Annotated in this window: 24 protein-coding genes; 11 read left to right on the top strand and 13 right to left on the bottom strand. The window is 46.9% G+C overall.

The features are described 5' to 3' along the window. Positions 1-6 precede the first annotated feature (6 nt). Both BC349_RS12015 and BC349_RS12010 read right to left on the bottom strand, forming a co-directional pair. Positions 7-1053, bottom strand: a complete 1047-nt coding sequence (locus tag BC349_RS12015; protein ID WP_187257011.1) for a flavin monoamine oxidase family protein — start codon at positions 1051-1053, stop codon at positions 7-9. Beyond that, the gene (locus BC349_RS12010; RefSeq protein WP_187257010.1) at positions 1050-1373 is read right to left on the bottom strand and encodes a DUF202 domain-containing protein; all 324 of its coding nucleotides are present in this window, start codon (positions 1371-1373) and stop codon (positions 1050-1052) included. The genes BC349_RS12015 and BC349_RS12010 overlap by 4 nt, the downstream gene beginning before the upstream one ends. Before the next feature lie 121 nt (positions 1374-1494). Here BC349_RS12010 and BC349_RS12005 point away from each other — a divergent pair, with 121 nt between their 5' ends. Further along, positions 1495-2127 (top strand): pseudouridine synthase, encoded by a 633-nt coding sequence (locus BC349_RS12005; protein WP_187257009.1) that lies wholly within the window; start codon positions 1495-1497, stop codon positions 2125-2127. On the opposite strand, the gene BC349_RS12000 is transcribed toward BC349_RS12005, so the two are convergent. Further along, positions 2117-2599, bottom strand: coding sequence for a GNAT family N-acetyltransferase (locus tag BC349_RS12000; RefSeq protein ID WP_187257008.1), 483 nt, complete (start codon positions 2597-2599; stop codon positions 2117-2119). The genes BC349_RS12005 and BC349_RS12000 overlap by 11 nt on opposite strands. 113 nt (positions 2600-2712) lie before the next feature. Beyond that, positions 2713-3552, bottom strand: coding sequence for a formyltetrahydrofolate deformylase (gene purU / locus BC349_RS11995; protein ID WP_187257007.1), 840 nt, complete (start codon positions 3550-3552; stop codon positions 2713-2715). Between the two features lie 129 nt (positions 3553-3681). Here purU and BC349_RS11990 point away from each other — a divergent pair, with 129 nt between their 5' ends. The 5 genes from BC349_RS11990 to BC349_RS11970 all read left to right on the top strand — a co-directional run bounded on the left by BC349_RS11990 (position 3682) and on the right by BC349_RS11970 (position 9634). Next, positions 3682-4518, top strand: a complete 837-nt coding sequence (locus tag BC349_RS11990) for a CvfB family protein (RefSeq protein WP_187257006.1) — start codon at positions 3682-3684, stop codon at positions 4516-4518. A gap of 99 nt (positions 4519-4617) precedes the next feature. Continuing rightward, positions 4618-5655: a sensor histidine kinase gene (locus tag BC349_RS11985; RefSeq protein ID WP_187257005.1), complete on the top strand. Its 1038-nt coding sequence runs from the start codon at positions 4618-4620 to the stop codon at positions 5653-5655. Further along, positions 5655-6368 (top strand): LytR/AlgR family response regulator transcription factor, encoded by a 714-nt coding sequence (locus BC349_RS11980; RefSeq protein WP_187257004.1) that lies wholly within the window; start codon positions 5655-5657, stop codon positions 6366-6368. Before BC349_RS11985 ends, BC349_RS11980 begins: the two co-directional genes overlap by 1 nt. A gap of 110 nt (positions 6369-6478) precedes the next feature. Further along, a complete protein-coding gene (locus BC349_RS11975) occupies positions 6479-9055 on the top strand; it encodes a TonB-dependent receptor domain-containing protein (protein WP_187257003.1) in 2577 nt (858 codons plus the stop codon). Positions 9056-9076: 21 nt separating this feature from the next. After that, the gene (locus tag BC349_RS11970) at positions 9077-9634 is read left to right on the top strand and encodes a PepSY-associated TM helix domain-containing protein (protein WP_187257002.1); all 558 of its coding nucleotides are present in this window, start codon (positions 9077-9079) and stop codon (positions 9632-9634) included. Here the strand turns inward: BC349_RS11970 and BC349_RS11965 are convergent, their stop codons facing one another. The 9 genes from BC349_RS11965 to BC349_RS11925 form a co-directional block, all read right to left on the bottom strand. Beyond that, complete coding sequence (locus BC349_RS11965) at positions 9635-9997, bottom strand: YrdB family protein (protein WP_187257001.1); 363 nt, start codon at positions 9995-9997, stop codon at positions 9635-9637. Positions 9998-10015: 18 nt separating this feature from the next. Further along, complete coding sequence (locus tag BC349_RS11960; protein ID WP_187257000.1) at positions 10016-10225, bottom strand: hypothetical protein; 210 nt, start codon at positions 10223-10225, stop codon at positions 10016-10018. Positions 10226-10273: 48 nt separating this feature from the next. Continuing rightward, positions 10274-12067, bottom strand: coding sequence for an AMP-dependent synthetase/ligase (locus BC349_RS11955; protein ID WP_187256999.1), 1794 nt, complete (start codon positions 12065-12067; stop codon positions 10274-10276). Between the two features lie 121 nt (positions 12068-12188). Then, complete coding sequence (locus BC349_RS11950; RefSeq protein ID WP_187256998.1) at positions 12189-12833, bottom strand: YceI family protein; 645 nt, start codon at positions 12831-12833, stop codon at positions 12189-12191. 115 nt (positions 12834-12948) lie between these two features. Further along, the gene (locus BC349_RS11945) at positions 12949-13971 is read right to left on the bottom strand and encodes a tetratricopeptide repeat protein (protein ID WP_187256997.1); all 1023 of its coding nucleotides are present in this window, start codon (positions 13969-13971) and stop codon (positions 12949-12951) included. Then, positions 13971-15200, bottom strand: coding sequence for a DUF1015 domain-containing protein (locus BC349_RS11940; protein WP_187256996.1), 1230 nt, complete (start codon positions 15198-15200; stop codon positions 13971-13973). Before BC349_RS11940 ends, BC349_RS11945 begins: the two co-directional genes overlap by 1 nt. Before the next feature lie 19 nt (positions 15201-15219). Continuing rightward, a complete protein-coding gene (serC, locus tag BC349_RS11935) occupies positions 15220-16287 on the bottom strand; it encodes a 3-phosphoserine/phosphohydroxythreonine transaminase (RefSeq protein ID WP_187256995.1) in 1068 nt (355 codons plus the stop codon). Between the two features lie 59 nt (positions 16288-16346). Next, positions 16347-17309, bottom strand: a complete 963-nt coding sequence (locus BC349_RS11930; RefSeq protein ID WP_187256994.1) for a zinc dependent phospholipase C family protein — start codon at positions 17307-17309, stop codon at positions 16347-16349. A gap of 15 nt (positions 17310-17324) precedes the next feature. Continuing rightward, positions 17325-17969, bottom strand: a complete 645-nt coding sequence (locus tag BC349_RS11925) for a DUF502 domain-containing protein (RefSeq protein ID WP_187256993.1) — start codon at positions 17967-17969, stop codon at positions 17325-17327. A 195-nt stretch (positions 17970-18164) separates the two neighbouring features. Between BC349_RS11925 and BC349_RS11920 the strand changes: the two genes are divergently transcribed. The 5 genes from BC349_RS11920 (at position 18165) to BC349_RS11900 (ending at position 25914) form a co-directional block, all read left to right on the top strand. Next, entirely contained in the window at positions 18165-18788 is a 624-nt protein-coding gene (locus BC349_RS11920; protein ID WP_187256992.1) for a TetR/AcrR family transcriptional regulator, read from the top strand. 11 nt (positions 18789-18799) lie between these two features. After that, on the top strand, positions 18800-20161 hold the full coding sequence (locus BC349_RS11915) for a TolC family protein (RefSeq protein WP_187256991.1): 1362 nt from the start codon (positions 18800-18802) through the stop codon (positions 20159-20161). 30 nt (positions 20162-20191) lie between these two features. Next, on the top strand, positions 20192-21349 hold the full coding sequence (locus BC349_RS11910; protein WP_187256990.1) for an efflux RND transporter periplasmic adaptor subunit: 1158 nt from the start codon (positions 20192-20194) through the stop codon (positions 21347-21349). 89 nt (positions 21350-21438) lie between these two features. After that, complete coding sequence (locus BC349_RS11905) at positions 21439-25059, top strand: efflux RND transporter permease subunit (RefSeq protein WP_187256989.1); 3621 nt, start codon at positions 21439-21441, stop codon at positions 25057-25059. 60 nt (positions 25060-25119) lie between these two features. Next, a complete protein-coding gene (locus tag BC349_RS11900; protein ID WP_187256988.1) occupies positions 25120-25914 on the top strand; it encodes a TIGR00266 family protein in 795 nt (264 codons plus the stop codon). The last annotated feature ends 16 nt before the right edge of the window (positions 25915-25930 follow it).

The following is a 25930-nucleotide window of genomic DNA, read 5'->3' as shown; positions in this document are numbered from 1 at the left end:
ACCAGCTTAAAGCCGGCCGGCAATAGAATTTGCGGCTGTAACGGCACCATCCATATAACCCGGAAATGCTGGCGCGGTTTCTGTTCCCGCTATCCATAGTTTCCCGTTCATAAATGCCTGCCGGTATATGGAGTGCCCGTTATTCTGGTGTGGGATGATATACCCGTCATATGGATAGTGAACAAATTTTTCCCTGCTCCAGATCCTGTCAATATAGTCTCCATTCATGGGTACATTGTTACCAAATAATTTTTTTAACTGGTCCATTACCTGTTGCTTTCTTTCCGCTTCATCCAGGTGTTGCACCGATCCGCTTAAAAATCCCTTCAGCGCATAAGCATCTCCCTTAAAACTGCAGTGGTCGTACATTTCAACCACCGGGCCCGCCTGGCTGTACACTGTTCCGGAATACCCGTTGTTTCGCCAGTAAGGCGTTTCAAATGCCAGGCCGAATTTGACGGACTCACTCATCCATGTATGGGTTGACTGCATGATGCCTGACAGTTGCCCGGGCAATTCCGGAGAGAAGCTTACGGTATTAACAAGCAGGCGCGGAGGAATGGTTAATACAACTGCATCGGCTTTCCACTCACGGTGATGGTTATCCCAGGCTACAAGATTTCCATCCTGTTCCTCAATTCTTTTAACGGCGGTATTCAGGAATAGGCGTTCACTCCCGATTTTTTCAAGAAGTGTATGGATGATGGTTGATGTGCCTCCCTGGATGCGAAAAGTGGGTTCTTCCGCAGGCGGGATATCAAAGTGCTGGGCAGGAACAAAACTCATTGATTCAAACAGGGCGATCCCGGTATCGTATTGCTGGAATTTCCCGATGCCCAGCTCCCCCAGCAGTGACAGCAGGTTCACATGCTTTTCGCCAAACCAGGTGGCACCCATTTCCACCGGTGTGTCGCCATTCAATGTTACGGTTTGTATACGACCTCCGGCTTTGTCAGCAGCTTCCAGGATATTCACTTCATATCCCTTGTTTCGCAGCCTCCAGGCCAGGGTTAATCCGCTGAGGCCGGCCCCTGCAATCAGAATATTCTTCATTTCTTTTTACCCCCTTCCCATTCCAGTTTATAATCACCGATATGTTTTTCGCTGTCTTTAATTTTTTTCTTCTGGACAAAGTAGTTTTTGATACCGACGGATAATATGATCACGGATAAAGACCAACAGGTAGCCTCAATGACCGATCCATACCTGATGGACAAGAGATTGTTCAGTGTAAGCCCGGCTATCGCAAAATATAGCGAGGTTCTGATAAATGCCAGGAGCGTGGTATTGTTGGTCATAATGGTACGCTCCAGGGCCAGCCGTTCACGCAATATCAGGTCCTTGTTTAAATTGTTTTCGGTTTTTACGTCCATTTCCATATTTGGTTTCGGTATGAGGTAAAGTTAATTCAAATCGCTTTATTCGGTTGCGTCGGCTGAATGGGTGGTTGCCGCCAATAGCTCCTGTTAGTAAGGGAAAGATTACTTTTGATGCATGGAATCCAATCCGATATTGCCACACCGCTATTTTGTGCTGAATAAGCCATATGGAATGGTCTCACAGTTTGTGAGTCCGGATAATGTACAATTGTTGTCAGACCTTGAATTCAGCTTTCCGGAGGGTACACATGCCATTGGCAGGCTTGACGGTGATTCGGAAGGTTTATTATTACTTACCACCAATAAAAAAATAACCCGCCTGCTTTTCCAGGGTGAGGTGATGCACAACCGGACCTACCTGGTGCAGGTGCGGGAGGTTATTTCTGAAGCGACCATCGAAAAGATGCGTGCAGGTCTTGAAATCAAGGGCAAGGGTGGGGGCTTTTACAACACCAGACCCTGCCAGGTAAAAAGGGTTGAAAAACCAGCGGATCTTTTTGATCCCGCGGGTGGTTATATCCTGCATCCATCCATCCGGAATTCCTGGATCACCATTACATTAACGGAAGGCAAGTTCAGGCAGGTCAGGAAAATGTGCTACGAATCGGGACATAAAGTGTTGCGACTGATAAGGATTTCTATCGAAGACCTTGAATTAGGGGACCTGCTTCCCGGTCAACTGAAAGAATTGTCCGAAGCAGATTTCTTCTCTTTGTTAAAGCTGCCCACAGAGCAGGTTACAGGCTGATCATGTAAAACCTGGTATCCACTTCCATTCTTGGGAAATAGTCCGGAAGTGAATTTTTAGCCACTTCAATGAATCCGTTTTTTTCATAGAAACGCCTTGCGGCAACCAGTTGCTCTACAGTTCCGAGGTAAATTTTACGGATCCCGTTATTCCGGGACCATTCCAATGCCGTGTCCAGCAATTGTTTACCGATACCTGAAGTTTTTCCCCTGTAGGCGGCATGCACAAACATTTTTCTGAGTGCTAAGGAATGATGGCCGATATCGATCAGGCCTATTGTTCCAACAACCTGTTCTCCTTCAATGGCAACCCAGAAGTTTCCTTTACCGCGCTGGTAAAAATTATTGATCTCTAACAAATCGGGCTGGTCTTCAATGGTAACCGGCACACCAAATTCAATTTGCTGGATGGGAAGAATAAGTTCCCTCACACCTGACGAGTATTTTTCTAAAAAGGGAAGGATGATAGCCATGGGTACAAAATTCAGTTTAGTTTTCCGGATTTCCCTGCCATTCATCAGGTTGTTCCCTGATTCCGTCCGGATGCGGTGTTGGAGCCGGGCCGGTTAAAAGAAAACAGGGTTAATCAGGAGAAAATAATTGTCTTGTTGCCGGACACAAATATCCGGTCTTCCAGGACCATTTTCAGCGCTTCCGCCAGTACAGCCTTCTCCACTTCATGTCCGGCTTCTATCATATCACGCAGGTCATCATCGTGTTTTACGGGAATGATCTGTTGTGTGATGATCGGACCTTCATCAAGGTCATTGTTTACAATATGTGCTGTTGCCCCGATGAGTTTAACACCACGCTCATATGCTTTTTTATATGGATTGGCGCCGATAAATGCCGGAAGAAAGGAGTGGTGGATATTAATGATCCTTTCGTTATACCTGGTAACAAATTCGGGTGACAGAATACGCATGAATTTCGCGAGCACCAGGTAATCGGGTTTGTATTGTTCCAGTATGTCCAGTATGTTCCTTTCGAATTGTTCCCTGGTAATATGTTCATGGCTTACCAGGTGAAAGGGGATGTGAAACTTTTGGGTAAATGGTTGCAGGCTGTTGTAATTCCCAATAACAGCCTGCACATTGGCGTGCAGTTCATTAAAGTAATAACGAATGAGCAGATCGCTGAGGCAATGATGCTCCTTTGTAACCAGGATGACTATGTTTTTTTTCTGGCGGGGAATGATATTTATTTCCGCGCCTTCAGGCAGGAGGGCGGCCAGTTCAAAATATATCAGGTCGGCGTTAAGATCTCCGGAAATCTCAAGGCGGGCAAAAAAGGTTTCTGTTTCTGTTTCCACGAACTCTTTCATCACAAGGATATTGTGGCCATGTTTGAACATTGCACCTGAAATGCCGGCTATCAAACCTTTCCGGTCCCTGCATTTGATCCTGATCACATGATTTTTTTCCATGGTTCTAATTCAGTAACACGAATTTACCCGGCAGAAAGGTATTTAGGATTATTTCTTTGGATTTTTACATAAATAAGTCCCGGGGCTTATTTGCGTTACCTTTGCCGTGAATTAAATACTAAGCATTTTATGATCCAGGTAGGTCAATACAATACCTTAAAAGTACTGCGTGCAGTTGATTTCGGCGTTTTTCTGGACGATGGGAAGGAGGGCATTTTACTTCCAAAGAGATTCGTTCCTGCCGGTCTCAAGCCCGGTGACGAGGTCAGGGTATTTATTTACCACGACTCGGAGGATCGCCTGATAGCAACCACGCAGGAACCTTTCGGGGTGGTGGGTGACATCGTACCATTGAAAGCGGTTTCTGTTACCAAGCAGGGAGCCTTCCTCGACTGGGGACTCATGAAGGACATCTTTGTGCCCAAGTCCAAGCAGTTAATGGCGATGCGCACGGGTGGTACCTATATTGTTAAAATATATATTGATGAACAGACAGGAAGGGTAGCGGCTACTGAAAAAATAGAGCCCTTCCTGAGTAATGACGAACTCACCGTTAAAGAAAAAGATGTGGTTGACCTCATTGTTTACCGTCGCACCGACATCGGGTATACGGTAATCATCAATGGCAGGCACACCGGTGTGCTTCACTTCAACGAAATCTACAGGAATATCCAGGTTGGTGACCGGACAAAAGGATTCATCAAGGCCATCCGGGAAGAGAATAAAATTGATGTGGCACTTGGCGAGCCAGGCTACCAGCGGATTGGCGGTGAAGCAGGTAAGATTCTTGATATGCTGCAGGCAAGCGGCGGTTTCCTGCCCTACCACGACAAGTCCGATCCGGATGATATCTATGCGCAATTCGCAATGAGCAAGAAAACCTTCAAAATGGCACTGGGAACCCTTTATAAACAACGCCTGATCAATATAAAGGAACATGGCATTGAACTGGCTAAGCCGGAATAGTCGATTGACAACAGGCCTGTTTGTCTCAGGTTTTTCCCCATTCGGCGCATTTTTCTGCCCTCATGGCTTCTTTCAGGCCAAATGAATTAATTTTCGTTCATGTCAAAGAACCTGTTCAGCAGGAAATGGTTAATGGTATTGTTGCAGGTGGTAGCCTGGATATTGCTGTTTTCCCTTCCCTTCCTGTTAAGGCCGGGCCAGCACCAGCCTGCCGGAAAACCGGAGTCATCTTCCGGGGTATCCTTATTTTATGTAGTCAATAACCTCTTCTGGGTATTGCTTTTTTACCTGAATGCCATGGTCTTTATTCCACGGGTTCTGTATAAAAGAAAATTTCCTGCCTATGTCCTGACACTGGTACTGTTGTTCATTATCTACCTGGCTATCGGCTGGATAAATTCCATATGGCTGCGGGACTCCGATCATTTCAGCATGCGCATACATATTCTCGTTACATTTTTTATTTTCATCTTTACGCTGGCCACCAGTACGGCCATCAGGATGGGTATAGACAGGATCAGGGCAGATAAACTGGCCGATGAAAAGGAAAACGAAAACCTGAAAACCGAACTCAGCCTGCTGCGCTCGCAGGTGAGCCCTCATTTTATGTTCAATGTGCTCAATAATATGGTGGCGCTGGCAAGAAAAAAATCCGACCTCCTGGAACCCTCCCTGATCAAACTCTCCTCACTGATGCGGTATATGCTCTACGATGTGGAAGGAGAAAAGGTTTCACTGGAAAAGGAAATCGAATACCTCGAAAGTTATATTGACCTGCAAAAACAGCGCATCAGTAAAAACATTTTCATCCATTCCGACTTTTCGGATGTGGATCGCAGTTATGAAATAGAACCCATGCTGCTGATTCCTTTTGTGGAGAATGCCTTCAAGCATGGAACCGGACTGGTGGAAAATGCCGGCATCGATATTGTACTGAGCGCAAAAAACAACCGGCTGCAATTCAATGTCCGCAACAGGTACAGCGAAGAGAGTTTTGAAATCAAGGATAAAACTTCCGGAATAGGGCTGGCCAATGTCAAAAGAAGGCTGAACCTTTTATATGGAAAGAACCATAGCCTGGATGTAGATAAAAAGGACGGCTGGTTTACAGTTACACTGAACATAATACTATCCTGATGCTGAAATGTATTGCCATAGACGATGAACCTCTTGCCCTTGAATTGCTGGAGGATAATATTTCCAAACTGCCATTCCTCCAGTTGGTGGCGGCCTGCGAAAATCCATTGGAAGCCATGCGTATCATGGAGGAACAACCTGTTGACCTTGTATTCCTGGATATCCAGATGCCGGGGCTTACAGGCCTTCAATTTATCAGGAGTCTTGCCAGTAAGCCTTTGTTTATACTGATCACTGCTTATGAAAAATATGCCCTCGAAGGATTTGACCTTGATGTGGTTGATTATCTCGTTAAGCCGGTCTCCCTTGACCGCTTCATAAAAGCCTGTAACAAGGCGAGGGAACTGCATGATCTCAGGAAACAAAAGCAGGGGGCAGTTGGCAATAACAGTGCCGACTATTTTTTTGTGAATGTTGATTACAGCCTGCTTAAAATATTGTACACGGATATATTGTGGATTGAATCCCTGAAGGATTATGTAAGGATCAACCTTAAAAGTTCTTCCAAACCCGTTGTTACACGTATGAGTATGAAACAACTTGAAGAGGACCTCCCGGCTGACCGCTTTATCAGGGTGCATAAGTCATTTATCGTATCAAAGGACCAGGTGACCGCTATCCGCAAGAACAGTATTTTTATCGGCCCGATGGAAATACCTGTTGGTGAAAACTATCGTGATACCATCTCCCTCATCACAGGCAAACAATCCTGAGTTTGCCGTTTCGCTCAATTTTCAGGTAGGTCGCAACTTTTTTGAGGATCGTCTCATTTGCCGGAACAACCGGCCGGCACTGGTTAGTTTTGGTGAATAATATCAAAACAATGAAACGGTTACTCTTTCTTCTCAACATTATACTGGTTACCACAGTTGCCATTGCACAGCAGGGTAACCCACCTGCAGGTATGCCTGCCGGGACCATGTTTCCAGGATCCATGACCGGACAGGTCTATGGAAAAATCGTGGACGCCGACGGAAAACCTGTGGCTGATGTATCTGTGATGGTAATGGGTACCGTGCCTGATACCCTGACAAAAAAAATGAAGGATGTACTGCTGACCGGAGGGGTCACCAAGGCAAACGGTGATTTCAGGTTTTCGGATATTCCGCTGAGAGGAGCTTTAAAGCTTAAGATTTCAGCACTTGGTTTCACTCCCGCAGAACAGGCGATCAGTTTCGGGAAAGGTGCAGGCAATCTTTCCAAAGACCTTGGAAATATTAAACTGACAAAAGAAATTGTTCAGTTGGAAACCGTAACGGTTACCGCGAGCAAGCCCCTGATCAGGATGGATGGTGAAAAGAAAATATTCAGTGTGGAAAAGGATATAGTAAGCGCTGGTGGTACGGCAATAGACGTTATGAAAAATGTACCATCTGTTCAGGTGGACATTGATGGCAATGTAACCATGCGCAATGCCCAGCCACAACTCTTCCTGGATGGAAGACCCACCACATTATCACTTGACCAGATTCCGGCCAATACCATTGAAAGCGTTGAAGTGATTACCAATCCTTCTGCGAAATTTGATGCTTCGGGTGGTAATGCCGGTATCCTCAATATAGTGCTGAAGAAGAATAAAAAAACCGGGTATAACGGTAACCTTCAGGCCGGAATTGATAAATACGGCGCAATAAGCGGCGGTGGCGATATCAGCCTGAGACAGCAGAAGTTCAACTTTACCGCCAATGCCATGGTGAACCAGAACAAGGGACGCAGTACCGGAAGCACCGACCGGATCAATTTTGCCGAGGTTCCGGCAACCAGCATTTTTCAGTCAACCAATAACCGGAATAATGGCCAGTTCATGTTCGGACGCGTAGGCTTTGATTATTTTGTCACCAACAGGACGACCATCTCCATTGGCGGGGTAAAGGTCAGGGGTGAAATGAATCCATCTGATTTTATGGCAACAACTACGGATTCGTTGTATGAAAGCGGAACCACCAGCAGTTACTCGGAACGTAACACCAGCGGCAGCCGTATTTTTAACGGAACGGGATTACAACTTGGTTTGAAACAACTGTTTCCACGTGAGGGGGAAGAACTGACAGCCGACCTGAATATTTTCTCAGGAAAAAACAGCGCCAACTCTCTTTACCATACTGATTTTTTCACCACAAAAGAGGAAGAAATCAACGGTTTTCAGGAACAAAAGCTCGACAATACCGGTAAGAACAGGTTTATTACCATCCAGGCTGATTATGTGAGGCCATTAAAGGGTAAAGCAAAAATTGAAACAGGTGTCAGGGCCCAGCTTCGCAATACCGCTACGGATATTGATAACTACCTGCTCAACCAGGGTACAAATGAGTTTCAACTGTTGGAAAATGCAAGCACCCATTATAAAAACTCCGACAATGTGTATGCTGCCTATGTGTCTGTTTCCAATACCATTAAAAGTTTTGGATACCAGGTGGGACTTCGTGCGGAGAGTTCGGAATACAACGGTGAAATCACCAATACAGGAGAATCGTTCACCAATAAGTACCCGGTAAGCCTGTTCCCTTCCGTTTCCCTCAACCAGCAGCTGAAAAACAATCAGCAACTTCAGTTCAGTTACAGCAGGCGGATCAACCGGCCTAACTTTTTTCAGTTGATTCCATTTACTGATTACACAGATCCCCTGAATATTACCAGGGGAAACTCCAACCTGGTACCGGAATTCACCCAGTCACTTGAGATGACCTATTCAAAAACATTTGCGGGTAATCACAGTTTCCTTGCTTCAACTTATTACAAGTATACCGATAACCTGATTACAAGGTACCAGGAGATGCAATATGACAACGTCCTTGAAAAGGAAGTGCTGGTCAATTCATTCATAAATGCCAATAGCAGCAGGAGTTTTGGTGTTGAACTTACTTCGGTTAATCCACTTGCCAAATGGTGGGACATGACAACCAATATAAACCTGTACAACAGTAAAATCAATACTGAAGAAAAATCAGGCACGGCCACGGATGATATGTGGAGTATGTTCGGTAAATGGAATAACACATTTAAACTGCCGAAAAGCTTTAATATACAACTGAGTGCTACCTACCAGTCGAAGACCAACCTGCCTGTTAACCAGAGTACCGGCTTTGGTCCGCCAATGATGTCTGCCATGAGTGCTTCACAAGGTTATATCAAAGCAAATTACGGCGTGGATATTGCCATTAAGAAAAGCTTCCTGAAGAATAATGCGGTTTCTGCCACACTTAGCTTCAATGATATTTTCAGGACCAGGAAAATGCAGCAATATTCCTATAATGATTATTTCAGGCAGGATGTATCCAGGCTGCGTGATCCCCAGATGGTCAGGTTTACGCTGGCTTACCGGTTCGGTAAGGTTGATATGTCTCTCTTCAAGCGAAAAAATATGAGGAGTATGAATGAGGGAATGCAGTCAATGGAATAAGTGATGGGTTATCTTTGCCTGATGAGCAGATCCTCACAGGCAAAGATTTTACGGCTTACCAGGAAGGTCCATCGCCTGACTGGTATTGCCCTTTTTATATTCTTCATCCTGGTTGGTCTGACCGGAGCCATCCTGGGATGGAAAAAAAATTCAGGCGGATACCTGCTGGCAACAACCAGTACCGGAACATCTTCGGACAGTAAAAGCTGGTTGCCGCTCGACAGCCTGAATTCGATCGCCATGAAGCATTATATTGGAATGACAGGCAATGGCAATAATAAAATTGACCGGATTGATGTCAGGCCTGACAAAGGCATTGCCAAAATGCTTTTCCTCAACGGGTATGATGCCATACAGGTAGACCTGGCCACTGGCGCGATTTTGAAGGAAGAGAAACGCCGTGGTGATTTTATCGAACATATTCACGACGGTACTTACATGGATGAAATACTTGGCTTGAATTCAGGCATTTTCAAATTGATATATACTACCCTGATGGGATTGGCGCTTGTTCTCTTTTCCGTTTCCGGATTCTGGTTATGGTATGGTCCAAAGCAGATGCGCAAACATTCTTCCTGATTATTTTTTTGTCAGCAGCCAGGCTATCCTGTCATAAGAAATGACATAATGCACTAAAAGAATGGCGGTAAAGATCAGGGCCGCCCTTTCTGCACCTGACCGGTATAAAAGGAATGCTGCCAATCCGAAAAACAGGGATTCAAGAACAAGGCGCATCCGGCCGGGAATGGCCACAGGTGCATTACCGGGATCACCGGGTACCCTGAAGATTCCCCAGGCAGCAGCAGCCAATAAAGGTATGAGAATCACCAGCAGGTATTTTAACCACCCTTCATGGGTTACCCAGGCCCATTTTCCAAAAGCGAAGAGGGCATATAACTCCAGCAGAAACCTGATTGCCAGGTTTAATGGGTTATTACTCATGATTCCCGGGACCTATGATTAATGATGCTTTTTCTTATGTCCGGGTGCATGGTTCCTGGCAGACTTGGAGCCATATACTTTTTTTGCATGTCCGGGAGGTAATCCGCCATGCGGATGATGAATGCGCTTATGATGAGGGGGGTGTTTTACAACGATAACCCTGTGGGTACATCCTGTAACAGTGAAGATCGCCAATACGAGAGCCGAAGCCAGTATTCTGGTTAGCATAGGTTGAATTTGTCCCCAAAATACAAATCCTTTCGTAAAATCCAAGGTTCAGGCGTATATCCTGTCGATAGCGTCCTTGTATTTTTCCATTATGACCTTCCTTTTAAGGCTGAGTTTGGGGGTAAGTTCCCCCGTATCAATTGACCAGTCCTGCGGCAGCAGTTCGAATTTTTTAATCTGTTCAACCTGGTTAAAATATTTGTTAAAGCTCTCAACCAGGTCCTTGAACATTGCAATCACCTTTGGATGATGAATGATCTCTTCATTGGTCGTATACTCAACACCGTTGTGCTTGCACCAGTCGCGCAGGTTGCCAAATGAAGGCACGATGAGTGCACCGACGAATTTTTTCTCTGCGCCGATAACAATCATCTGTTCTATGTAAAGAGACTCCTTCAGTTTGTTTTCAATGGGCAGGGGAGCGACATATTTACCACCGCTGGTTTTAAACATTTCTTTTTTCCGGTCGGTGATTTTCAGGAATTTCTTTTCTTCCCAGATGCCGATATCCCCGGTGCAAAACCAGCCGCCTTCTTTCATGACTTCAGCCGTCAGGTCAGGGCGTTTGTAATATCCCATCATAATATGCGGTCCGCGGCTTAATATCTCACCATCTTCAGCAAGCATCACCTCCACACCTTTTAACAAAGGACCTACCGTGCCAAATCTGCGCCCGGCCTTACCAAAACGGTTAACTGCTATTACCGGTGAGGTTTCAGTCAGTCCATATCCTTCCATAATGACGATCTGGCCGGCTGTAAAGATCCGGATCAGTTTCACCTGGCAGGCGGCTCCTCCGCTGACAATTGCCTTGATATTACCGCCAAGTCCTTCCCGCCATTTGCTGAAGACCAGTTTGTTTGCCAGTGCCAGTTGGGTATTGTACCAGAATCCCTGGTTTTTGTGCAATTCAAAACGGTCTGCGAGATCATGCGCCCAGAAGAATAGTTTTCTTTTGATCCCTGTCAGTTCCATGCCTTTCAACATGATCTTCTCGTAGACTTTTTCCAACAGGCGGGGCACCGTTGTGAACAGGGTTGGCTTTACTTCCTTGAGGTTGTCCCCAATGGTTTCAAGGCTTTCAGCATAATAAATGGATGTTCCTGCAAACAGGTAGATATAGGTAACCATCCTTTCAAAAATGTGGTTCAGCGGCAGGAAACTCAGGGCTTTCTGGCCTTCCACCCCGATTTCAAGGAAGGCCGATTCGATGCTGCTTAATACATTGCTCAATACATTCTTATGCGAAAGCATCACCCCCTTGGGTGTGCCGGTGGTACCGGAAGTATAAATAATGGTGAATAGGTCCTCGTAACCGATTTTATCACTGATGGATGTTATCCGGTCAATGGTTTCAGGACTGCTGTTATGGATGAGATCTTTCCAATGGACCGCATTGGCCACATGTTCAAAAGTGAATATATGCTGCAGGCTGGGAACCTTCTGCTGAATGCTCAGTAGTTTAAGATAGAGTTCTTCATCATTGACAAATGCCATTTTAACCTGCGCATCATTCAGTACAAATTCCAGTTCCTTGACATTAATGGTTGGGTAAACAGGGGTAAGAATTGCACCTATCTGCTGCACGGCAAGGTCCACCATCACCCATTCAGGGCGGTTCTTTGACAGGATGGCAATTTTATCCCTGCCTTCCGGTGTCATATCCCCGCAACTGATGCCCATGTTGAGCAATCCTGCACTTAAATGATTGACCGTTTCAGCCACTTCTTTTGCGGTGAATTCGCGCCATTGCCCGTTTTCCTTGGCAGAAAGCATCACGGCATCCGGATTCCTGGATAACTGGAGGGGAAGGCAATCAAAAAGTCTGGTTGGCTGGTCCATATGCAATCAATCGTTCGGGTTTAAGTTGACCTTCCAAATATATGGAACCCTTTCAATAAAAAAACCGGCAGGATTGCCTGCCGGTTATATCCAACTCAAAACATCACCAGAAAAAAGCTCCTTATAATTTGTTGGCAGTGATGTTCAGTGTGATGTTTACTTCGGGGCGGACAAAACTATCGCCAAGGCTCTGGTCATTGCCATAGAACAGTCCCCACTGGGTGCGGTCAATATTAAAGCTGGCAGCTGCCTGTACATTGTTTTCCGCAATGGTCAGTTTTGCTGGGAATGTAACGTTCTTGGTGCTGTCTTTAAGGGTCAGGTTGCCGCTGATCTTATGTGTGGCAGTGCTGTCATTGGTTAATGGCTCCACTGCAGTGATTTCAAATTTTGCAGTGGGGTATTTCGCCACATCAAAGAAATCCGCGCTTTTCAGGTGCCCTTCGAGTTTTTCCTTGCCTTCACCCGGCTTCAGGTCGATATTGGTGAGTGAATTGATGTCAATGGTAAAACTGCCGGCAGAGATATTTCCTTCAGCCACGCTGAAATTGCCATTGGAAACCTTAAAGGTTCCGGTATGCTGCCCGATTGGCTTGGTGCCCAGCCATTGAACTGAACTGTTGGTGGTATCGATGCCGAAAGAAGCACCGGTTGCGGCTGCCGCTTCCTGCTTTTCTGTAGTGGTTGCTGAATCAGCCTCAGGTGCTGTGTTACAAGCTGTGGTAAGTGCTGCCAGCGCAGCTGCTGCAAAAATTGCCTTTTTCATGTGTATTTGTTTCAATTAGAAGGCAAAGATAGGAGAAAAACCCATAACAATGTTTAAACATCAATTAAAGTTTTCTTAATGCCCGGATCCTTCGGCAGAAAGCAGGGGGGGCTAGTTACCGGGGAAAGCGGTAATACTGGTCAGCGGGAAGTTTGAACACCCGTCCGCGCTGGAACTGGATGAAACCATCGTAATTCTGCTGGTGATTGCTGGTCCATTGCTGGAACTCGGGGAGATTCTGGGCCGACCCGAACAACCATTGGTTATAGGCATCAAAATAGCCTTCTTTAAGGAGTTGGCGATGGTATTCAAATAACCTGAAGGGAAATTTTACCGGCTCCTTTTCAAACCATTCAAGTATGAAACGGGTCCTGAGTTTGGTCAGGGATGTAGTGGTTATTCCTTCACTAACGGTGGCTGCGTTTTTTGACAGCAGCTGGGTAAAGGCCATTTCAAATCCATTCTTCTGGTCCGGGGCCTGCAGGCTGTTGATATTGGTATAATACTTTTTGTAGGCATCCAGCAGCAGTTGCTTGATTTCAGGTGTTCTCCGGCTGTAGCTCTCCAGGTTAACAAATATTTCGCCATAGATAAGTGCCCAGGTCTTATCGGTGCTCAGGAAATAGTGTTTGGATGCATTATAATAGTTGCCTGAATAATTGGGGTCAGCCTTGATCCCGCTTTCCCATTGTTCAACGGCTTCGGGGAATTTTTTCTTTGCCCACAGCAACTCGCCGTATTCATTGTACAATACCCCGCTACCGGGGAATGCCTTTATACCGGTCTTGTATAAACGCTCTGCTTCCTTTATCTCTTCAATGGCGCGATAGGTCATGCCTAATAACTGGTAACTCCTGATGTCGGCGTCATTTCGCTCTGTCAGTTGTTTGCCAAGCTCCATGGCGCGGCCATAATCACGCGCCAGGTAGTAATTGAAAAGCAGGTCGTTCTGTAACTCCATATTACCCGGTGAGAGTCCCAATGCCTTGTTCAGAACCAGTGTGGCATTGGAGTAATCGCCCTGTTGCATGTATTGCCGGGCAGATGTCTGGAGCGTTTTAACATCCTCCTGTGCCAGTACCAGTGTACCGGAGAACAGGAGGATGAGTAAACAAAAACCGGATCTCAGTTTATTCATCATTCGTAGATTAAATGTGTCAGCAGTCCGTCCCTCAGTTTGGGTTCGAACCAGGTGCTTTTCGGCGGCATCACATTTCCGCTGTCTGCAATATCAAACAATTGTTGAATGCTTACAGGATGCAGGCTGAAGGCGAGTTTCATTTCTCCGCTGTTGACCCTTTTTTCCAGTTCGCCCAGGCCCCGGATTCCTCCCACAAAATCAATCCGTTTGTCAGTGCGCTGGTCTTTGATTCCGAGTAATTTGTCGAGCACTTTTTCTGACAGGATGGTAACATCCAGTACACCGATCGGATCGGTGGAATAAGTGCCTTCCTTCGAAGTCAGTTTGTACCACTGTCCGTCAAGGTACATCCCGAATTCGTGTAACCTTGTGGGTGAGAAAGCGGCAGGCATGCGCTCCACCTCGAAATCATCATACAGGGCACGGAGCAGGTCGGCATCCGTATGGCCGTTCAGGTCTTTTACCACCCTGTTATAGTCCATGATATGCAACTGGTTGGCCGGGAAGAGCGTAGTCAGGAAATAGTTGGCATTCTCATGGAATCCAGATTCCAGGGAACGGCGCACTTTGGCTGCTGAAGCCGCGCGGTGGTGGCCGTCAGCAATATAGGTGAACGGCACTTTCTGCTCAAACAATTCGCTGATGCGTGCGATGGCTGCATCATCATTCACCACCCAGATGCGATGTGATATGCCGTCTTCTGCAATGAAATCATATGCAGGGGCAGATTTTTTCCAGTCTTCCACCAACGCGTTGATTTCCGCTACATCACGGTATGCCAGGAATACATTTCCTGTTTGTGCACCACTGGTGCGAATATGGTTGATACGGTCCTGCTCTTTTTCAGGCCGGGTGAATTCGTGCTTTTTGATGACATCGTTCTCATAATCATCCACCGAAGACACCGCAACCAGCCCGGTCTGGTGACGACCGTTCATCACCAGTTCATAGATATAATAACAGGGTTTTTCTTCCCGCTGTAAAACTCCGTCTTTTATAAATTGCTGCAGGTTGCTTTTGGCTTTTTCATACACTTCGGGTGTGTGGATGTCTGCAATACCCGGCAGATCGATTTCCGATTTGGTGATATGTAAAAAACTGAAGGGATTGCCTTTTGTCTGCTCAGCAGCTTCAGCGGAATTCAATACATCATAGGGTGGGGCTGCAACTGCAGCGGCCTTATCTTCAGAAGGGCGCAATGCCCTGAATGGTTTTATGATTGCCATATTATTTAAAATGTAGCTGTTATCCTTTTTTGTTTGCGAAGTCTTTCATGAGGTCAGTTAGTACTACCACGCTCTCATAGGGAAGCGCATTGTACATGCTAACCCTGAACCCGCCCACAGAGCGATGTCCTTTCACGCCATATAAATTGGCTGCCTTGCACAGTGAAAGGAATTCCTTCTCCGCGTCTGCGTCGGCAATCGTGAATACTGCATTCATGAGGCTGCGGTCTTCCTTCGCCACCGGTGCATGGAATATTGGCAGGCTGTCAATGGTATCGTATAATAATTTTGCCTTCTTTTCATTAAGCTGCTGTATGGCTTTTACGCCACCGGTTTTCTTCAGCCAGCGCAGGGTGAGCATGCAAACATATACGGCGAAAACAGGCGGCGTATTCAGCATGGAGCCGTTTTTAATGTGTTCCCTGTAATCCATCATGGTTGGCATTCTGCGCGTTACTTTGCCGGGAATATCCTTATCAATGATCACCAGGTTTACGCCTGCTGCACCAATGTTTTTCTGCGCTCCGGCATAGATCAGCGAAAATCGGTTGAAGTCCATTTCTGTACTCAGGATATCACTGCTCATGTCAGCTACCAGCGGAACATTGGTTTCCGGTATGGCGTGCATCTGGGTTCCTTCCACCGTGTTGTTGGTGGTATAATGGAAATAAACGGCCGATTCAGCGATATCATAACCCTTAGGGATATACGTATAGTTACTGTCTTTGGAAGATGCTACTACCTCCACATTCCCGTAAAGCTTTGCTTCTTTGATAGCCTTGCTTCCCCATACGCCGCAATCAAGATAGGCGGCAGTAGCGCTTTCATCCAGCAGGTTCATGGGTACCTGGAAAAACTGGGTGGAAGCTCCTCCGTGAAGGAACAATACTTCTTTGTTATCATCCAGGTGCATGAGTTCTTTGACGAGCGATTGCGCTTCGTCCATAACCGCCTGGAATTCATTGGTGCGATGTCCTATCTCCAGGATGGACAGGCCCATGTTATTGAAGTTTAGAATTGCCTCGCTGGCCTGTTGAAATACCTCTTTCGGAAGGATTGATGGGCCTGCATTGAAATTGTGTACCACTTTTGCTTGCAGTTTGGTTGGTCCGCAAGTTCCTTAAAAATTACCAATTCTCCACAGGCTTAGTCACAGGACTTACCCTTTAAAGGCTGGTTTCGCCAGTACCAGTCCAGGCTGTCGAGCAGTTGCCCCGGGACCGGTGACAGGCTTTCCCTGTATCCCGACAGGTCGGGCTGTCCGGCATTTACCCAGGCTGTGTACCAGAAACTGGCCACGGCCCTCACCGATTGCCGCATCCTTCTTTCCACCATGCCATTGAGAAGCTGGTTGTATTTTTTGCTGAAGCCTGTGGAGTACTGGCGGATTACCTGCTGGTATCTCCATTCAAATGCATATTTCCTGTCGGGATGAGTGTCTGCCGTGGCCGCCGCTTCCAGATACAGCACGGAATCCACCGCGGCGGCACTTTCCAGGATGATGGACCATATGTATTCCGACGGGTGCTGAATATAACCGGCCTTTTCCAGGTAAAAGTCCCATTCCTCATCTGCCAGCAGTTCGGGCAGCCGGCTTTCCCAGAAGGCATGGATGCCATGCTGGTTGGTCTTCTGTCCATTGTGGTTGGAACTGGTATGGAGGGGCACATGGGCATCACCGATATAATGGCCCAGGTCGGCCGAGAGCTTTAATATCGACTGAAACTGCTTTTCACGGAATGCTTTTGTCAGTGAGGCCATGACCTGCTGAATCCGCCAGGGCAACACACCATGGGCCAGAAGGCTGTCTTCAGTAAATTTTGCCGCGGCTTCCTCCCACCTTCGCGGCAATTCCTGAAAAGGAAACCGGCCGTATTTGTCCATGTCTATAAAATGCCTGGGAACTTCCGCCTTCAGGATATACCTGCGTTTGTCCGCGTCCACTGCATGATCCCGCAGGTATTCGATCCTTGGTTTATAAAGTACCAGCATTTCCGGTGGTAACAGGTAAACGGCATACTCATTGATTTTTTTATGCCCGTAAAATCCCCAGCAATAGAGTTTCCCGGTGGACAGCAGGCAGGCTGCCACCAATATCCATTTCATCATAAAAACAACCAGCAATTATTTTTTCTGCTGTCCTTCGGCTTCCTGTTCGGGTTCCGCCACCCCGCCTGAGACCACATATTTCATGGCATCTGCGGCTTTGATATGATCCAGGGGGCGCACCCGGTTACGCGGGACCAGGTAGGTTTGTCCCGCAAAAGAGTAGGAAAATGGAATATAAACGGTGATATAGTCTTTGAAACCAAATTCACTGGCGTCTTCATCTGTTACAAAGCCGATCTGGAAAACCTCCTCCTGGTGGATTGAAACCGCCACCGGCTTGTTGAATTTCCGCTTGTTGCCGGCAAAGGCTTCGAAAAAATCCTTGATGGAAGAATAGATGAATTTTACGCCGGGTGCCCTTTCCAGCCAATAGTCAAAGAGGCTGAAAAGCTTTCTGGTGATAAAGTTTGAGCTGAGGTAACCGATAACAATAAGCGCAGTGATGATCACCACAAAACCAAGCCCGTAATTGCGGGTGATGATATTCCCACTGGCATCCTTTACCTCGAAGATCGGAACCAGGTTGTCAATAGAGCTGACAAACCAGTATATAAGATAGCCGGTTATGACCACCGGTGCGGTTACCAGCAGCCCCTGCAGGAAATACTGGAATATCTTTTGCCAGCGCCAGCCATCGGATTGAACCGGTTGATTGTCCATATAATAAGTTCAACTGCAAACCTACTAAAATGCCTCCTTCCCAATCATGATAATTTCACCCGGTATTTTAGGGTGTTTTAACGCTTGCCACGCATTCACCCGTCGGGTGCCACCCGACGGGTGAATGTGACGAATGGCAAAAAAACATGATGGAAACTTTTGTTACAGAAATAGTTTCCATAGTTTTGTGGCCTGATGAAAGAGGTTGAAAACAGGGACAGGATACTGGCGAAAAGCCGCGAATTATTCATGCAATACGGCATCAGGAGTGTTAGCATGGATGATATTGCCGGGGTACTGGGCATCAGTAAAAAAACCATTTACCAGTATTTTGCCGACAAGGAGGAACTGGTGGGAGCGGTCATCCAGTTTGAAGTAGGCCAGTCTGAATCGCAATGCAACCTCGATAAATCCACTGCTGCCAATGCCATAGATGAAATGTTCAGAGCCATGGAGATGGCGGAACAGATGTTCCGTACCATGAACCCGGCGGTTTTGTTCGACCTTAAAAAATACCATCCCGCAGCTTACGGGAAACTGGAAAAACACAAGAACGATTACATCTTCAATATCATCCGGAACAATCTCGAACGGGGCATACAGGAAGGATTATACCGTTCCGAAATCAATATCGACGTCATTGCCCGCTTCCGTATTGACAGTATGTTGCTGCCAATTGATCCTGCATTTCTGCAAAAGCAGAAAGTCGGCCTGGCCGAGATAGAACACCAGATCATTGAACATTATCTGTTTGGGATTGTGACGCTTAAAGGTTATAAGCTGGTTCTGAAGTATCAACAAAAAAGAAAAAAGACCTAAAAAATCTGAAAATGAAAATGAAACAGAAATGGGTGGGCCTCCTGGTCTCGATGTCCGTCGGACTGATTGGCCTGGTGAACGGCACCCATGCGCAGGAAGAAAGAAAGACTCACCAGTTTACTGTGAAACAGGCAGTTGAATTCGCCAAACAGAACAGCTACCAGGTTAAAAAATCGCTGGAAGATATCCGCATTCAGCAACAGGTTAACCGTGAAATTACTGCCGGCGCCCTGCCGCAGTTAACCGGATCATTCAACCTGAACGACAATATCAAACTTCCGGTCAGCCTGGTTCCGGGTGAGTTTTTCGGCGGCGCCCCGGGAACTTTTATCCCGGTTAAATTCGGTCTTCAGTACAGTGCCACGGCTGGTGTTGAACTGAACCAGGTCTTGTTTGACGGACAGGTCTTTGTAGGTCTGCAGGCCCGCGATGCGGCTATGGAGTTTGCCCGTAAGAACACAGAAATAACGGAAGAGAATATCGCGGTCAATATACACAAAGTGTATTACCAGCTGCTGATCGGCCAGGCGCAGATCAATCTGTACCACGATAATATTGTGAGGATTGAAAAACTGCTGCATGATACGCGTGAGATATATAAAAACGGATTCGCGGAAAAGCTTGATGTTGACAAAGTTAGCGTGTCACTTACCAACCTGAAAACCGACAGCATCAAGATCAGGACCCAGCTGAACAATGGTTACCTCGGTATGAAATTACTGATGGGCATGCCACTTACCGACAGTCTTGTCCTGACAGATGAATTATCGGAGGCAAGTATCAAAACCGGCTTACTTGATTCGGTTTACCAGCATCGCGACAGGCGTGAATTCCAGTTGCTGGATATCGGTAAAAAACTCAACGAGTACAATGTGAAGCGCTATAAAATGAGTGCTATCCCTACGCTCAATGCTTTTGGCAACTATTTCACCAACGCGCAGCGAAATGAATTTGATTTCGTTAAGGCAGGGGGCAGGTGGTTCCAGTTAAGTACTATCGGCCTGCGTATCAATATGCCCATATTCGACGGGTTCCGTCGTCGTGCCCAGATCGAACAGGCAAGGTCAGCGGTACGTAAGACCGAATACGACATCGAATTGCTGAAAATGAGTATTGACAATGATGTGGCAGTTGCCAGGAACCGCTTCCGGGATGCAGCCATTGCCGTAGATGTACAGCGCCAGAACATGTCGCTTGCAGAAACCGTATATGAGCAGACAAAGAAGAAATATGAACAGGGCCTGGGGTCCAACACCGAAATCAATAATGCCCAGACAGAAATGAGGGCCGCGCAAACCAATTATTTTGGTGCCCTTTATGATGCAGCCATCGCCAGGGTGGATTACCTGAAAGCGATTGGAAAAATTTATTAAACAAACCTGATACTATTTAAATAGCATTGTATGCAAACGATCACAAAACAACTGTTAACCGCTTCCACTCTCCTTATGGCAATTGCCTGTGGTACCGGTAACAACAATCTTGATAAAAAGAAAGCTGAACTTAAGCAATTGAAAGAAACGCATGCTAAAACCGCTGAGGATATCTCCAAGCTGGAAAAAGAGATCATGCGCCTCGACCCAAATGCGGTTCCGGTTGAGAAGCCGAAACTGGTGGTGCTCACAACCCTGGCAACCGCACCATTTACTCATTATATTGACCTGCAGGGAAAGATCGATGCAGAAAATATTTCTTATGTAACACCCCGTGGTATGGGTGGACAGGTGAAGGCCATTTTTGTAAAACAAGGCGACCCGGTTGGAAAAGGAAAACTCCTGCTGAAGCTGGATGATGCAGTCATCAGGCAACAGATCGAGACTGCCAAAACTCAACTGGCTTACGCGAAAAACCTCTACCAGCGCCAGCAAAACCTGTGGGACCAGAACATAGGTACAGAAGTACAACTGATCACCGCAAAGAATAATGTGGACCAGGCTGAAAGACAGGTGTCCATCCTGAATGAACAGCTGACCATGACCAATGTGTATGCTGAAGTCAGTGGCATTGCCGATGAGGTGAATATCAAGGTTGGGGAAACCTTCACCGGTTCGCCGTTAAACGGGATCAGGATTGTTAATACCAGCACTCTTAAGACAGTAGCCCAGGTTCCCGAAAACTATCTCGACAGGGTAAAAGTGGGCAACCTGATGCAGGTCACCCTTCCTGACATCGGCAAGACCTACAATACCAAAGTAAGCGTATCGGGAAAACTGATCGATCCGAACAGCCGCTCGTTTTATGTAGAGGGGAAAATGCCCTCAGACAAGAACATCAGTCCCAACCAGATCGCTAAGGTTCGGATAGAAGACTATACTGTTCCGGATGCCATCACCATTCCGGTTAATACCCTGCAGAATGATGAAAAGGGCAAATTCGTGCTGGTGGCAGTAAATGAGAATGGAAAGATGAGGGCACGCAAACGTACGGTGACCACTGGTGAACTGTATGGCGAAATGCTCGAAATCCACAACGGCCTCAAAGGAGGGGATGTACTGATTACCGAAGGGTACCAGAGCCTCTACGACGGCCAGCTCATCACCGTATCCGCCACCGGGCAATAAAACCGCCTGCCACCAGAAATGATGAACACCACCTCAAACTACAACCTGCAAACCACAAACTTTTTTGCGGTTTACCATAATCTCCCGTTATGAGTGCGTTAGATAAAATAAAACATACTTTCAAACAGTTCGGGCCTACCACCTGGAGCATCCGGAACAAAACATCCATTTACCTGCTGATGATATTCGTCAGCGTGATAGGTGTGTTTCAGTTCATAACACTGCCCAAGGAACAGTTTCCCGATATTGTCATTCCTACCATCTATGTACAAACGATTTATGTAGGAAACTCCCCCAAGGATATTGAAAACCTTGTCAGCAGGCCGATTGAAAAACAGATCAAGGGCATCACCGGTGCCAAGATCAAAAAAACCACGAGTACTTCCCAGCAGGACTTTAGTTCCATCATTGTTGAATTTGATACCGATGTATCAACCGATGTGGCGCTCCAGAAAGTCAGGGATGCGGTGGATAAAGCGAAAAAAGACCTTCCTACTGACCTTACTGAAGAACCTACGGTACTCGAAGTAAGTTTCTCTGAACAGCCCATCATGTATGTAAACGTAAGCGGCGACTATGACCTGCAGCGATTGAAAAGCTATGCTGATGAACTGCAGGATAAACTGGAGGAACTTCCCCAGATCAACCGGGTTGACCTTGTGGGAGCACCTGAAAGGGAATTCCAGATCAATGTTGACAATGCCCGGATGCTGGCTTCCAATGTGACTTTTGATGATATCGCCAATGCAGTATCCCGAGAAAACCTCGATATATCAGGTGGCCTGCTGGAGGTTGGTAACATGAAACGTAACCTTCAGCTCAAGGGACAGTTCAAAACAGCTTTCGATATAGAAAAACTGATCATCCGGAATACCAGCGGCGCACCGATTTACCTGAAGGATGTTGCCACCATTAAGGATACCGTAAAGGAAAAGGAAAGTTATGCCCGCCTGAACGGAAAGAATGTGATTACCCTGAACATCATTAAAAGGGCAGGGGAGAACCTGATCGAAACATCCGATGACGTGAAAAAGGTTGTGGAAGAATTGCATACAACGCAGTTTCCCAAGGACCTCCAACTGGTGATCACCGGTGACCAGAGCAAGGCGACCCGGGTTTCATTCAATGACCTTGTCAACTCCATTGTAATTGGCTTCGTGCTGGTACTGATCATCCTGATGTTTTTTATGGGGGTGGTGAATGCCTTCTTCGTTGCCCTCAGCGTTCCACTGAGTATGTTTGTGGCCTTCCTGTTTTTACCTGCGGCCGACCTGATCGTAGGCGGACATGTAACCCTGAACTTTATCGTGCTCTTTGCCCTGTTATTCGGACTGGGTATTATAGTGGATGATGCCATTGTGGTGATAGAAAATACCCACCGGATTTTTGTGGAGGGGAAAGGAAAACTCAACTCCGAGAAATCCGCCATGATGGCTGCCGGTGAAGTGTTCATTCCTGTTCTGGCAGGTACACTGACCACGCTGGCCCCATTTGTTCCCCTGCTTTTCTGGCCCGGAATCATTGGTAAATTCATGATCTATCTGCCTACCATGCTGATCTTTACGCTGACGGCATCCTTAGTGGTGGCATTCATCATGAACCCGGTATTCGCGGTTGATTTCATGACCCACGATGACAAACACGGACCCAGGCCATCACTCTTTAAAAGCAAAGGGTTCTGGGCAGCAGCGGTGGTTGCACTGTTGCTTATCGGCCTTGGCGCCAATGTGGGAAATGATGTTCCCGGTGCTACCAATATGTATTATTTCTGGGGTAACCTGGTCATGTTCTTCCTGCTTCTTGGTATCCTGAACAGGTATGTCCTGGAGGGCATCATCACCAGGTTCCAGGACAGGGCACTGCCCTGGATCATGGCCCGGTATGAAACACTCCTGCGTTACTCACTTCATGGCTGGCGACCAGTCAAGATCCTGGTGGGCACATTCATATTACTGATACTGTCCGTCCTGTTTTTCGGTGCAAGGAAAGTGCCTGTTGTATTCTTCCCTTCCGGCGACCCCAACTTCGTGTACGTGTACCTGAAATTACCGGTCGGAACTTCAGTTGAGTACACCGATTCTATAACCCAGTCCCTGGAGAAGAGGGTATATAAAGTCCTGGGTATGGAAAACGGGAAAGAAAACCCGATCGTTGAATCGGTGATCTCCAACGTGGCTGTTGGCGCCAGCGACCCGATGAGTGGCGATCGGAGTACGAGGCCTGAACTCGGCAGGATCCAGGTATCCTTTGTTGAATTCGAGAAACGCCATGGGGTTTCCACCAAACCGATCCTGGATTCCATCCGCAATGTGGTGAAAGGAATTCCCGGTGCTGAACTGAGTGTAGCCCAGGAACAGGGTGGCCCGCCAACAGATCCCCCGGTTAATATCGAAATCGCCTCAGAGGATTTTGACGCTTTGATCAAAACCTCCGTTTCACTCAAGAACTTCCTTGATTCCATCCAGGTGGCCGGTGTCGAAGAACTGAAAATGGACGTGGACCTGAATAACCCAGAAATTTCGCTTACACTTAACCGTGAGCGTGCACTGATCGAAGGGGTTTCATCTGCCCAGGTGGGTATGCAGATCCGAACTGCCCTGTTTGGCCGGGAGATTTCCAAGATCAAGGATGGCGAGGATGAATACAAGATACAACTTCGCAACAGCGAACTGCAAAGAACCAACCTGGTGGACCTGTTGAATATGAGTATAGTTTTCCGTGATTTTGCCAGTGGTGGCCAGATCAAGCGTGTTCCGATCAGCTCGCTGGTTACGGTGGATTATACCAGCACCCTGGGAAGCGTGAAGAGAAAGAATCATAAGCGCGTGATCACCCTGCGATCCAACGTGCTGTCCAATTTCACACCTACAGAAGTGAACCAGCGTATCAAGGAACATATTGACAATTTCAGGATGACTTCGGAAGGGGTAACTATTAAACAAACAGGTGAAGGGGAACAACAGGCTGAAACCGGCGCCTTCCTGACCAGGGCACTGGCCATCGCCCTGATGCTGATCCTGTTTATCCTGGTGTTGCAATTCAACTCCATCAGTAAATCCGTGATCATCCTTACTGAGATCGTTTTCAGCGTAATTGGCGTGTTGCTGGGTTTTGCACTTACCCGCATGGAAGTGAGCGTAGTAATGACCGGCATCGGTATTGTCGGCCTTGCAGGTATTGTAGTGAAAAATGGTATCCTGGTGATCGAGTTTGCCGATGAACTGAGGGCCAGGGGTATGAAAACCAGGGAAGCGGTTATTGCTGCCGGTAAGACCCGTATTATTCCTGTACTGCTTACGGCCCTTGCCGCCATTCTTGCCCTGATACCGCTTGCAGTAGGGTTTAATATTAATTTCATTACCCTGTTTGCCGAACTGAATCCGCATATTTTCTTCGGCGGTGATAATGCCGTATTCTGGAAACCGTTGTCATGGACTATCATCTTTGGTCTGACATTCGCGTTCTTTATGACCCTGGTTGTTGTGCCGGCCATGTACCTGATGGCTGAAAGACTCCGCAGGCCAATGCGAAACCAGTTTGGCGGCAAATGGATCAGTATGCTGGGCATTCCGCCCCTGACGCTCATATTCCTGATACTTGTTTTTTATACCATGTTCAAACAGAGAATTAAAGTGGTCAGGAGAAAGAGAAAAGTACGCGGTAATGATAGTGATCCGGCATACAGGGCATGGGCAGGCAGCTGGTTCTGATGGGAAAATGTATTGATATAGAAATGGAAAAATATTTTTAGTAATTCATAATTTTGGCAGATGAGAAGTAACCACGAAATAGATTATCACATTCACGGCGAAGAGATGCAGTTCGTAGAAGTTGAACTGGATCCGAACGAAACTGCCATTGCAGAAAGCGGCAGCTTTATGATGATGGACGATGGGGTCCAGATGGCAACCATTTTCGGTGATGGCTCACAACAGCAATCAGGCGGATTTTTTGGTAAACTGATGAGTGCCGGAAAGCGCATACTCACAGGCGAGAGTTTGTTTATGACCGCATTTACCAATACTTCACATGGTAAAAAACGGGTGAGTTTTGCTTCACCCTACCCGGGAAAGATCATTCCACTTGACCTGCTGCAATTGGGCGGACGTATAATTTGCCAGAAGGATGCATTCCTCTGCGCTGCCAAGGGAGTAAGCGTGGGAATTGCCCTGCAACGCAAACTCGGTACCGGTATTTTTGGCGGGGAAGGGTTCATCATGCAAAAGCTGGAGGGTGACGGCATGGCCTTTGTTCATGCAGGTGGTCACGTTTTTGAAAGGGAACTGCAACCCGGTGAAGTGCTGAAACTTGACACCGGTTGTGTAGTGGCTTATACGCAAACCATAGATTTCGATATCCAGTTTGTGGGCGGTATCCGGAATACCATTTTCGGTGGTGAAGGTCTCTTCTTCGCAACCCTTCGCGGACCAGGTAAGGTATGGATCCAAACCCTGCCTATCAGCCGACTGGCCAGCAGGATCATGCAATATGGAACCACCAACAGGAAGGAAGAAGGTGGCATACTGGGTGGACTGGGCAATGTGCTTGACGGCGATGGATGGTAGACTAAAAATGTTGAAT

Source organism: Flavihumibacter stibioxidans, from assembly GCF_014332695.1.
In the GTDB taxonomy this organism is placed as follows: domain Bacteria; phylum Bacteroidota; class Bacteroidia; order Chitinophagales; family Chitinophagaceae; genus Flavihumibacter; species Flavihumibacter stibioxidans.
Note: the sequence above shows the minus strand (reverse complement) of the source record. Positions and strands in the feature narration are given on the sequence as shown.